This window comes from Corynebacterium sp. A21 (assembly GCF_052266655.1).
Classification (GTDB): Bacteria; Actinomycetota; Actinomycetes; order Mycobacteriales; family Mycobacteriaceae; genus Corynebacterium.
This window is the reverse complement of sequence record NZ_JBQPQY010000020.1, coordinates 16,605-27,912: the sequence shown is the minus strand read 5'-3', so window position 1 is coordinate 27,912 and position 11,308 is coordinate 16,605. Positions and strand designations below refer to the sequence as shown.

The window sequence follows — 11,308 nt, the reverse complement described above, 5'->3', positions numbered from 1 at the left end:
AATCGTGATCGACTCACCATCAGCACCGGTAGCACCACGCGGAACCGTAACCATCGAACCATCAGAGAAAGTGACCTCCAGGTCACCATCAGCATTAAGCGCCGAATCAGTCACCGTCACCGACGTGCCATCGACACCAGCGACCCCCGACACACCAGCCGGAACAATCATGACATTGCCATCAGAGAAGGTCACCGTCGAGTTACCAGCGGCATCAGTGGCAATCGAAACGATGCTAACTGACTCACCATCAGCGCCAGCAGCACCGGTCGCCGGCACATTGGTATCAACATCACCGATCCACCAGTTACCGTTCTCACCAATGCTCGGCGTCTGGCCATCAGCACCGTCAGCACCATCCTGACCAGCCTCACCCTTGGCAACAGTCACCAAAGAACCATCAGAGAACTCAATCACCGTATTGCCATTGGCATCAGCGGTCTGAGACAAAATCGTGATCGACTCACCATCAGCACCGGTAGCACCACGCGGAACCGTAACCATCGAACCATCAGAGAAAGTGACCTCCAGGTCACCATCAGCATTAAGCCCCGAACCAGTCACCGTCACCGACGCGCCATCAACACCATCGACACCCGACACACCAGCCGGAATCACCACGACATTGCCATCAGAGAAGGTCAGGGTGGTGGCCCCCGTCTCGGGATCGGTCACGTTTGTGACGACAGTCACGGAAGTGCCATTCTGGCCATCCGCTCCGGCGGCTGGAACACCGGTATCAACATCACCAATCCACCAATTGCCATTGGCACCGACCTCCGGAGTCTCGCCATCAACGCCGGGAGTGCCGTTAGGAACCTGGACCTGGCTACCGTCAGAGAAGATGATGGTGGTGTACTCATCACCCTGAATGACCTGAACGATCTCAAAAGGAGACATGATGACGTTGATACGGGCATTCTCAGCATCAACTGAGTCATCCGGATAGGTCACCACAACCGGAATCTCGAAAACCATCCCCGGCGGGGCAGTATCGGGAGCCGTGACGGTGAGCTCGCCGGTCACCGGGTCAATCTCGAAGGCCCATCCCGCCGGACGTCGCCAGTTCGGGTCGATCTCAAACACGGAGCCTGCCGGGATGGAGTCATCGCCGGTCTGCAGGACCGGGAGAGTCTCCCCGGCCTTGATCATCACCCAGTCATATCCAGGATTATGTGCATCGGCCAGCGGCCCGGTCGGATCATCGAAGTAGGTGTAGCCAACGGAGCCGGACCGGACTCCGTTGGTAGCCACGGACACAGCGACGAAGTCGAGCTCGGTACCTAGGTCAGCCCATGGCGGAGTCTGGAAGGTCACGGTTCCGTCATCCGGGTTAAGCACGAAATCCGTGATCGGGTAGTCGTTGACGTAAATGGTGTCGATTCCGGTGGGGCTACCCTCGTCATCCAGGTACGCCAGGCTGGTTCCACTCAAGGTCACTTCGGTGCCGCCGGCACGCGGCCCGCGGTCCGGATCGAGCCCCATAAGTGCGGGCGCCTGGAAATCCGCAGTGGCGGTCACGGTGGAACGCGAGACCGGCAGATCCACCACACCGCCGTCGGTGCCGAGACCAAGCAGCTCTACCCGGATCGGCTGGACGCTGAAATCCTGCGCGAGATCCGTCACAGAACCGGTGCGGGCATTCGGGCGGCCGGCGGTCGTGCCGGCTGCGGCAATCAGTTCGTTGGGCTGGTAATTGAGGGTCACCTGGGCGACCTCACCGAGGACATTATCGATCAGGTCGCTCAGTCCCACAGCTGCACCGGCACCCAGCAGAGAATTCACCGGGGTAAGCAGGTTGCTGATGATCGAGTTCAGAATGGTGACCTGCAGGTCACCATTCTCATCGGGCTGACCGAGAAGTCCCCCGAGTCCAGCAGTCAGTCCTTCAAGCAGCGGGGTCAGGAGCAGCCCGAGTATTCCGGTGTTAGTGGTAGTGGCCTGACCTGCAAGGATCTCAGCAAGAGTGCCTTCGATTCCCGTTGTGCCGAGCGGAGTAGAGATCCGGATGTTCAGCGAAGTCTGCAGCACACCGTCATTGAGGGTGTCGGTGATGCGCTCACTCAGCGACTCCAGCAGGCCGTCGACCGTGGTCACGATCTGGTTGAGCTGCTCCGCGTTGACCAGCGGGGTGTTGGGGTCGAGGTTGCTCAGGTTTTCCCCGTGCAGCTTCTCCAGGTTGACCATGACCTCGCCCGACTGCAGATCGATGGTCACCAGTTCATCCGCTGAGGTCAGCGGCTGCCCCAGCAGGGTGTCCAGGGTGGCCTCGAGGTTTGTGTTCGCGGTCAGGGTAATGCTTCCGATGCTCAGACCTTCGAGCAGCCCGCTGACCAGTCCGATGATCTGCCCACCGACGACCCCCTCCGAGCCGAGCAGCGCGTTGACGGTCTCATCGAGATTCGCGCCCAGTCCACCGGGCTCCACCAGTCCGCCGACCTGCTCGACCATCGGGCTGTGCAGGTAAAGCTCGGCGTTGGCCACAGCGTACTCCGAGGTGACCGCAGCCCCCTGGGCCTGCGCCATCGAACTGACCGCACCCAAACGTAGGGCGAGTTCATCGGCAATGCCATTAGTGATGCCACCCAGACCCAACTGGTCCAGCAGCGCGGTCAGCTGGAGGTTGGTCTCCACATTGCCAGCCTCCTGGGACGGGTCAGCGTTGATCGAACCGTCCTCATTGATTACACCGGCGGAAGCAATGGCTTCACCCGGTGACGGAGCAGAAGCATATGCACTGAGGACACCCGCACCCTCGGTGCCCAGATCGAGCAGACCCCGGCCAGAACCGTCATCCACCAACGGAATGGTGATTCCCCCGAGGTTGAGGTCGATGGCCTGCAGAGCGGAAAGATTGAGTTGGCTGGTCACCGGGCCATCGCCCTGGTTTTCCGGGAAGGACTGCTGGGCGTGAATCGCGGTGATCAGACCGTCGAGGATGCCCAGGTCTTCCTCGGCCACGAAGCCGCGGAGGAGGGAAAGATCAAGGACCAAGCCTTCCGCACGGGAAAGCTCCTGTCCAGTTTCCTGCGCAGCGGCCTCAGCCACCATCGTGGAGGAGAGCAGCGGATGCGCCGGGGCCGCAACTAAAACACCGCCGACAAGGGCGGTACTAGTGATGGTGGCGATGCCGAGTCGAATGCTGCGACGCAGCTTCTTAGATAATGCTGACGGTTGCGAGGTCAAGGAGCTCTCCTGGTGAGTTCTGTAGTGCATGTCGGTCCAGAGCGGGCACTTCCTACCAACTACACATACTTAGAAGAGGTAGCTGGTTAACTTATGTGCCATTAAGCCACCACTGACCCTAATCAAGGGGGCGCCAAATCTCACGGCCCTTCACAATCTCTATAACCGCCCGACAATCGCCCAATTCAGCAACTTTAAGGAGTCTTGCCTAAATAAATCCTAAACATCACCCCATGAACCCCACCAGTCACACCAGTAACATCAAACCATCTGAAATTTACCTGGGAACCGTTAAGGTAATCTCAATCACCTTCCAAATGGCACCCCCAAGTGTCCAAACTCACTTCCCCCCAAAACACGGCTGCCCCCAAAGTGGGGGCATCTAAGTTCCGGCGAGCAGAGTTCTGCCACATGGCATCGCCCCTTCGCCCCTGCTCAGGTCAACGCACCACTGCGGCAAGATCGCCCTTCGAAGTCAGCTCCCCTCGCTGACCCGGCCCCCGACGGCAAAACCCTGCAGGCAGTCCCCCGACCGCACAACAGGGCGAAACAGCCCCGCCCCCATCCCCCGAAAAAGTGCTACCCCACAACCCGCTTCAGTGCCGCCCCCAGCTCCTGTGCGCCGGCATCCACCGCTGCGGCCCAGTTCTTGGTGGCATCTTCATCGGCGCGGTCGCTGACCTGCTTGATCAAGGTCACCGGGATGCCGAACTCGGCGCCGATCCACGCGACGATGGATCCTTCCATTTCCACGAGGTCGGCGTTTTCCGCCAGTTTCATCCGGAGTTCGGAATCTGCCACAAAGCGGTCACCGGTGGCTAGGCGGGCGGTCTGATAGGAACCGGTGACGTCGAGGATCATGCGGTTGCGAATCCGCTTACCGGTGATCTGCGCGATGATGTCGCTATCAAAGTCGTGCTTGTATACCGAGGAAATCTCGAAGATGCCGCTGAGTCCGTTTTTCAGGGCGCCGGCGGAGCCGAAGTTGACCAGTCGGGAGGGCTTGCGGCCTTCTGCTTTGGCCGCCACCAGTGCCCGGGTCAGCGATACTGCCACGGCCACGGTACCTACTCCGGTGATCAGCAGTGGGTATTCGGAGGGCGCGTAGGCTGCTTCCTCAGCGGTCGCGGAGATGAGGAGCGGGGCGCCATCGATAATGTCCATGGCCATGATCCTAGTCCCCATCTTTCTCCCTGACCCGCCAACCGCCTCAGGGTCTGGGGCAGGCGATTATGCACAGCAAAAGAGGCCTTGCCTGGAGGGTGAACTCCGGACAAGACCTCTGAGGCATAATCCCCAAACCAGCAAATTATCGCGCCCGCACCGGCATTTCCTCAGCAAGCTCAGACTCAGCAAGCTCTGACTCCACAGACGCTGACTCGGCAGCGACCGAGGCAGCTGAAGCTTCTGCAACATCATCGGGTTCCACCAAGACTCCACTGACCACCGCAGCAGCAGCTGCATTCGCCTTGGCCCGGCGGTAGCCGAGGAGGGACAGGCCCACGCCGATAACGGCCAGCACCACGCGCAGCAGGGTCACCCCTTCGCCGTCGATACCGATCAAGCCCAGCATATTCGGCAGGTTCAGCACGACGAGCGCGGTGCCGACGATCCCGCCGAGGGCCGCCGGGTTGAGCTTGGTCACTGCCAGTGCCGCGATCGGTGCGGCGAGCGCACCGCCGATCAGCAGCGCAGCCACGGCGGCGAGGTTGGACACCAGGTCATCCCACATGCCGAGGGCAAAACCGGCGGTCGCGGCGGCGGTGACCAGGAATTCCGCAGTGTTGACGGTACCCACCACGCGGCGTGGTTCGGTGCGTCCCAGAGACAGCAGCGTGGAGGTGGTCACCGGCCCCCAGCCGCCACCGCCGGTGGCATCCACGAAGCCGCCGAAGAGACCCAGGCCGCCGAGGAAGCTGGTGTTGTAGCCCTTCTTCGATAGTTCGCGGCGGATCTTGCCCTGGGAGAATCGCCAGACCAGGTTCATGCCGATGGCGGTGAGGATGGCCGCGGTGATCGGGGCCGCCATCTCGGTGGAAAGGTTCGAGAGGACGGTGGCGCCGAGGAAGGCGCCGACAGCACCCGGCACCGCAAGTTTGAAGACGATCTTCCAGTCGACGTTGCCGAAACGCCAGTGGCTGAAGCCGGAGACCAGGGTGGTTCCCAGTTCAGCCGTGTGTACCACTGCGCTGGCGGAGGCTGGGCCCAGGCCCGCGAGGATGATGAGGATGGTGGTGGAAGTGGCGCCGAATCCCATGCCCAGACCGCCATCGACGAGCTGCGCGGCAAAGCCTGCTATCGCGATGAGAATGAGTGTTTTCATGATGAGGTCCTTGGGTGAGATCAGTGTGAACGGGCCAGTGCGGCCAGTTCCTGCCGGTATCGCTTTTCGACGACCCCGGCGAGATCAACGCCGAGCGGTGCGCTGGCGGTGAGCTGCGCGCCCGTCGCAAAGCTGATGCGATCTAGTTGGGTGGTCACCTTGTCCAGCAGCAGGCCATCTGCGACGAAGAGCGGAAGCAGGTGGATGGCGCGGTGCCGCAGGGCAGTTTCAATCAGTCCGGCGCCACCCCGGCCCGGCCCACCGGTGGCGGGCAGCACCTCGATGCTCGCCCCGGTGAGTTTTCCCACCTGCTGTGCCAGATCGATGACATCCTGGTTGGCGGCCATGTTGGAGGAGCCGACCGAGTAGAGCACGATATGGGATCCAGCCGGGGCATCCACCCGAACCCGCGCCGCCAACACCTGCGCCACCGAGGTTCCAGTGCCCAGCCCGGCAGCCAGATGCAGCCGCAGTCCGGAGGTGTCCAACGCCTGGCGGAAAACCGCCGGCACATCGAGGCGGGCGTGGAAGGCGCGGGTGAACAGCAGCGGCACCACCACCGCCTCGGTCACCCCGGCCGCCGCCAGCTGGGAAGCTGCGGCAGGCAGATCAGGGGCGGTGAAGTCAAGGTGGGCGGCCAGGGTGGGCACGCCCAAGGCCATGCCCGCCGCCTCGCTCAGCTGGCACACGAGGGGTTCCGCTGACTGGTGTCGGGAACCATGTGAGAGCGTGATCAAGGCGGTGGTCATGGCGATTTCTCCTTAGCGCAGGCGGTGGCCGACGAGGCCGGCCGCCAGGGTGTTGCCGTTGCCCTGGTCGATCAGCAGGAAGGAGCCGATCGCCCCACGGGCGGCATAGTTTTCGATGGGCAGTTCAGCCGCGATATCGATCTGTACATGGGCGATATCGTTGAGGCCGAAGGTCTCGGGGGCCTCACTATCGGTGATTCCGTCAATGTCGAGCAGACGCTCGATCGCGCTGACGCGGCCACGGATCAGCTGGGCGCCGTAGCGCACCTTGACCGCGGCACCGACCTTGAGAGAACGATCGGAAAGACCCACCACGGTGGCCTCGAAGCTGCGGACCGCCGCGGGACGATCCTCACCGGCGATGAGGTCACCGCGGGTCAGATCAACATCGGTGGCCAGGCGCAGGACCACGGACTCGCCGGCACCAGCGGATTCCAGGGGGCCGTCGGCGCTGTCAATGCCGGCCACGGTGCTGGTGCGTCCCTCACCGAGCTGGACGGTATCGCCCAGGGCGATCTCCCCGGCGTCGATACGCCCGGCGTAGCCGCGGTAATCGCTGGCGTGCTCGCGGATGACGTACTGGATGGGGAAACGGAAGCCCAGGTCATGGGCGCGGCCACGGGAGACCTCCACGGTCTCGAGGATCTCGAGGACAGTGGGTCCGGTGTACCAGTCCATGTTGGTGGAGGGTTCCACGACATTATCGCCCAGCAGCGCGGAGATCGGGACGATGCGGACGTCCTCCACTCCCAGGACGGAAGCCGCAGCGGTGAACTCCGCCTCGATCTCCCGGAAGGTGTCCTCGGAGAAATCAACCAGGTCGATCTTGTTCACGGCCAGCACCACGGTGCGCACGCCCAGCAGGGCGGCCACATTGAGGTGGCGACGCGTCTGCTCGACCACGCCGTGGCGGGAATCGATCAGCAGGACCACGACCTGGGAGGTGGAGACACCGGTGACAGTATTACGGGTGTACTCCACATGGCCCGGGGTGTCGGCCAGGATGAAGGAACGCCGGTCGGTGGCGAAGTAGCGGTAGGCCACGTCGATGGTGATGCCCTGTTCGCGCTCGGCGCGCAGGCCATCAACCAGCAGCGACAGGTCCAGGCCATCGAAGCCACGGTCAGCGGAGGTGCGCTCCACGGAGGCGAGCTGATCTGCCAGCACGGACTTGGTGTCATGCAGCAGCCGACCGACGAAGGTGGACTTGCCGTCATCCACGGAGCCGGCGGTGCACAGTCGCAGGGTCTCGCGGTGGGCGAGTTTCTGGGTGGCGGAGTCGAGGGTGGGGGCGGTCATCAGAAGTAGCCTTCCTTCTTGCGGTCTTCCATGGCGGATTCGCTGAGTCGGTCATCAGCGCGGGTGGCTCCACGTTCGGTGAGCGTGGAGGTGGCGATCTCGGCGATCACATCATCGATGGTGCTGGCTTCCGAGAGCACGGCACCGGTGCAGGACATATCGCCCACGGTGCGGAAGCGCACGGTCTTGGTGACGAGCTCCTCGCCCTTCTTCGGCCCACCCCACTCGCCGGCGGTGAGCCACATGCCGTCGCGCTCGAAGACCTCACGGTCATGGGAGAAGTAGATCGGGGGCAGCTCAATGCCGCGGGCACCGATGTACTCCCAGATGTCCGCCTCGGTCCAGTTGGAGATCGGGAAGACCCGGATGTTCTCACCCGGGAGGTGGCCACCGTTGTAGAGGGTCCACAGCTCGGGGCGCTGGCGGCGGGGATCCCAACCACCGAAGGAATCACGCACCGAGAACACGCGCTCCTTGGCTCGCGCGCGCTCCTCATCACGGCGGGCGCCGCCGAGGACGGCATCATAACCCTGCTCGGCGATGGTCTCCACCAGGGGGACGGTCTGCAGCGGGTTGCGGGTGCCGTCGGGGCGTTCCTGCAGCTCACCGCGGTCGATCCAGTCCTGGACCTTGGCCACGCGCAGCCGGGCACCGGTGCGCTCGACGAGGTTGTCGCGGAACTCCAGGACCTCGGGGAAGTTGTGACCGGTGTCCACGTGGAGCAGCTCGAAGGGAACCGCGGCCGGTGCAAAAGCCCGGCGCGCGAGCTCATAGACGACGACGGAGTCCTTGCCGCCGGAGAAGAGCAGGCCGATCTTGTCGAACTGGCCGGCCACCTCGCGGAGGATGTGGATGGACTCGTTCTCGAGGTCCTTCAGGTGAGGGCTAAGTACTGATTCAATGGCAGTGGTCATGAGTGCAGTCCGCATTCTGTCTTGGTGGAACCGGCCCAGCGGCCGGCCCGGGGGTCTTCACCCTCGGCGACGGGCAGGGTGCAGGTTTCGCACCCGATGGAGGGGTACCCCTGCTTGGTCAGGGGGTGGATGATCAGTTCTTCTTTCTCGATGTACTCTTCGGTCTCCGCCAACGACCAGGTGATGATCGGGGAGATCTTCAACCGGCCGGTGGCATCCAGACTCAACGCCGGCGCCTGGGCCCGGGTCGGCCCATCCGCGCGACGCAGCCCGGTCACCCAGCCCGCATAGGGCGAGAGGTTCACCGCGAGCGGTTCCATCTTGCGCATCCGGCAGCAGGCCGTCGGATTGCTGCGGTAGAGGTTGAGCCCGTAGATCGAGTCCTGCTCCCGGCGGGGCAGGATCGGCAGCGCGGTGACCAGCTCCTGCGGGTAACGCTTGTCCACCTGCTGTGCTACTTCGAGGGTTTCCGCGAAGTGGTAGCCGGTGTCCAGGAAGAGGAAATCCGCCTGCGGCAGGTGCGCCGCCGCAAGCTCGGCCAGCACGGTGTTCTCCATGGAGAGGGTCACCGCGACCTTGCCCGGGACGTGCTCGGCGGCCCAGGCCAGGATCGTCGCGGCGTCAGCGTCATAGAGCTTGTCCGCCCACTCCGCGACGAGCTCGGCATTGCGCGTGGCGACATCCGGGTCCAGCGGCGTGGTGCTGCTCGGCCCGGCTGGGCTGATCTCGGGATCCGTGGTTCCGGCGGCACCTGGCTGGGCGCCTGGGGACTTCAGGGCATTGAACTGGGTGAAAGTCATGGTGTGCTACTTCGCCTCTCCGGCTTTCGAAGCTTCCTTGCGGGCCAGGCTGGCCCGCAACGCATCATTGGTGGACAGGGACGGGTTCGGCTGGTGCTGGGAATCGTTCTGCCCGTGGAACATCACCGAGAACACCCGGGCACATTCCTGGCAGCTCCAGGCGAACTCGCCCTCCTCATCCGGGTAGAGATCCTCACCGGCGCAGTAGGGGCAGTACTGCGGGTGATTCCGGTTCGGGTTCGGCTTGCGGCGGAAATTCACTGCAGCTGTTCCTCTGGCGCACGCTGTACCCATTCGCGGAAGAGCTCGCCCTCATTGCTCTCCGCCTGGAAGTTTCCGACCACGCGGGAGACGTACTCGCCGACATCCTTGGCCAGCACCTTGTGTCCCTTGAGCTTGCGGCCGAAGTTCGGGTCCAGGCTCATGGAACCACCGAGGTGGACCTGGAAGCCCTCCACCTTTTCGCCGTTCTCATCGGTGACGGTCTGGCCCTTGAAGCCGATATCGGAGACCTGGGTGCGGGCGCAGGAGTTGGGGCAGCCGTTCAGCGCGATACTGATCGGGGTGTCCAGATTTCCGATGCGCTCCTCCAGTTCATCCACCAGTTCGATGGCCAGGGCCTTCGTGGTGGTGTGCGCCAGCTTGCAGAATTCCAGGCCGGTGCAGGAGATGATCCCGCGGCGGAACTCACTGGGACGCGGGTAGAGGCCGATGGCGGAGAGTTCCGCCTCCAGCTCCGGGACGATCTCCGCAGTCAGATCCAGGAAGAGCAGTTCCTTGTCCGCGGTGGTGCGGATCCGCTCAATGCCGAATTTCTCGGCGATGCCGGCGATCTCGATCAGCTGCTCGCCGGTGGTGTGCCCCACCGTCGGCTTCACGCCGAGGTAGAGCTTGCCGTCGCGTTGCTTGTGCAGGCCGATGTGGTCCCGGTTGCCCGGGTTGATCGGCTGGTGCGGACCATCCGCCAATGCGTAGCCCAGGTACTCGTCCTCGAGAACTTCCCGGAATTTTTCCACGCCCCACTGGGCGACCAGGAACTTCAGGCGGGCGCGGTTGCGCAGGCGACGGAAGCCGTAGTCACGGAAGATCCCGGCCACTGCGGCCCAGACCTCCGGTACCTGTGCCAGGGAAACCCAGGCACCCAGCGACTGCGCGAGCATCGGGTTCGTGGACAGGCCACCACCGACGAAGACCTCGAAACCGGGGCCGAGCTCCGGGTGCTCACTGCCGATGAAGGCGACATCCTGGATCTCGTGGGTGACGTCCTGGCGACGGTTGCCCGAGATGGCGGACTTGAACTTACGCGGCAGGTTCTGGAACTCATCGGTGCCGATATAGCGGCGCTGGATCTCCTCGATCGCGGGAGTGCCATCGATGACCTCATCGACGGCGACGCCGGCGACCGGGGAACCGAGGATCACGCGCGGCACGTCACCGCAGCCCATCAGGGTGCTCAGTCCGACGGATTCCAACTTCTCCCAGATCGTGGGCACATCCTCGATCCGGATCCAGTGGAGCTGGATGTTCTGGCGGTCAGTGAAGTCGGCGGTGCCGCGGGCGTAGTCCCGGGAGATCTCGCCGACCACGCGCAGTCGTTCCGGGGAGGCCATGCCGCCGTCGAAACGCACCCGCATCATGAAGTACTTGTCGGAGAGGTCGTAGGGCTCCATCTGCCCGGTGTGCTCGGTGCCCAGGTTCTGCTTGCGCTGGGTGTAGATGCCCAGCCACTTGAAGCGCTTGAGGACATCCTCCTCCGGGATGGAGTCAAACCCCTCCTTGGAGTAGGTATCAATGACCCGCTGCTTGGCGTTGAGCGCCGGATCCTCCTGCTTGACCTCTTCATCGCGGTTCAGCGGAGTGGTGCCGTCGATCTTCCACTGGCCCTCCGGCTTCTTGGCGCGGGCAGGCCGAGCTGCACGTTCCGGGACGACCGTAGTGGGTGACATGACTGCTCCTTGACTCAAATTCTCTTCGCTGTGGCCTGGTGCATCCCGGTTAAGGGCCGCGCCAGGTTCGTACTGAACTGTCTATCCGTGT

9 protein-coding genes are annotated in these 11,308 nt (G+C 63.4%); all 9 read right to left on the bottom strand.

Annotated elements, in window-relative coordinates; all coding sequences use genetic code 11:
* The coding region (locus tag ACTU46_RS15795) for a choice-of-anchor G family protein (RefSeq protein ID WP_443383752.1) at positions 1-3,186 on the bottom strand (3,186 nt) is incomplete at its 3' end.
* A gap of 579 nt (positions 3,187-3,765) precedes the next feature.
* The gene (locus ACTU46_RS15790; protein WP_443383749.1) at positions 3,766-4,350 is read right to left on the bottom strand and encodes a nucleosidase; all 585 of its coding nucleotides are present in this window, start codon (positions 4,348-4,350) and stop codon (positions 3,766-3,768) included.
* Between the two features lie 145 nt (positions 4,351-4,495).
* A complete protein-coding gene (locus tag ACTU46_RS15785; RefSeq protein WP_443383746.1) occupies positions 4,496-5,509 on the bottom strand; it encodes a sulfite exporter TauE/SafE family protein in 1,014 nt (337 codons plus the stop codon).
* 20 nt (positions 5,510-5,529) lie between these two features.
* Positions 5,530-6,258 carry a sirohydrochlorin chelatase gene (locus tag ACTU46_RS15780; RefSeq protein WP_443383743.1) on the bottom strand — a complete coding sequence of 243 codons (729 nt, stop codon included), beginning with the start codon at positions 6,256-6,258 and terminating at the stop codon, positions 5,530-5,532.
* A gap of 12 nt (positions 6,259-6,270) precedes the next feature.
* Positions 6,271-7,557 carry a sulfate adenylyltransferase subunit 1 gene (locus ACTU46_RS15775; protein ID WP_443383740.1) on the bottom strand — a complete coding sequence of 429 codons (1,287 nt, stop codon included), beginning with the start codon at positions 7,555-7,557 and terminating at the stop codon, positions 6,271-6,273.
* Entirely contained in the window at positions 7,557-8,471 is a 915-nt protein-coding gene (cysD, locus tag ACTU46_RS15770) for a sulfate adenylyltransferase subunit CysD (RefSeq protein ID WP_443383737.1), read from the bottom strand. Before cysD ends, ACTU46_RS15775 begins: the two co-directional genes overlap by 1 nt.
* Positions 8,468-9,271, bottom strand: coding sequence for a phosphoadenylyl-sulfate reductase (locus ACTU46_RS15765; RefSeq protein ID WP_443383734.1), 804 nt, complete (start codon positions 9,269-9,271; stop codon positions 8,468-8,470). The genes cysD and ACTU46_RS15765 overlap by 4 nt, the downstream gene beginning before the upstream one ends.
* Before the next feature lie 6 nt (positions 9,272-9,277).
* Positions 9,278-9,532, bottom strand: coding sequence for a hypothetical protein (locus ACTU46_RS15760; RefSeq protein ID WP_443383731.1), 255 nt, complete (start codon positions 9,530-9,532; stop codon positions 9,278-9,280).
* Entirely contained in the window at positions 9,529-11,217 is a 1,689-nt protein-coding gene (locus tag ACTU46_RS15755; RefSeq protein ID WP_443383729.1) for a nitrite/sulfite reductase, read from the bottom strand. Before ACTU46_RS15755 ends, ACTU46_RS15760 begins: the two co-directional genes overlap by 4 nt.
* Positions 11,218-11,308 lie beyond the last annotated feature (91 nt).

Excerpts from the sequence above, each read along its gene's own strand:
- ACTU46_RS15790 (WP_443383749.1), bottom strand. The coding sequence starts at position 4,350 with ATGGACATTATCGATGGCGCCCCGCTCCTCATCTCCGCGACCGCTGAG.
- ACTU46_RS15785 (WP_443383746.1), bottom strand. The coding sequence starts at position 5,509 with ATGAAAACACTCATTCTCATCGCGATAGCAGGCTTTGCCGCGCAGCTC.
- ACTU46_RS15780 (WP_443383743.1), bottom strand. The coding sequence starts at position 6,258 with ATGACCACCGCCTTGATCACGCTCTCACATGGTTCCCGACACCAGTCA.
- ACTU46_RS15775 (WP_443383740.1), bottom strand. The coding sequence starts at position 7,557 with ATGACCGCCCCCACCCTCGACTCCGCCACCCAGAAACTCGCCCACCGC.
- cysD (WP_443383737.1), bottom strand. The coding sequence starts at position 8,471 with ATGACCACTGCCATTGAATCAGTACTTAGCCCTCACCTGAAGGACCTC.
- ACTU46_RS15765 (WP_443383734.1), bottom strand. The coding sequence starts at position 9,271 with ATGACTTTCACCCAGTTCAATGCCCTGAAGTCCCCAGGCGCCCAGCCA.
- ACTU46_RS15755 (WP_443383729.1), bottom strand. The coding sequence starts at position 11,217 with ATGTCACCCACTACGGTCGTCCCGGAACGTGCAGCTCGGCCTGCCCGC.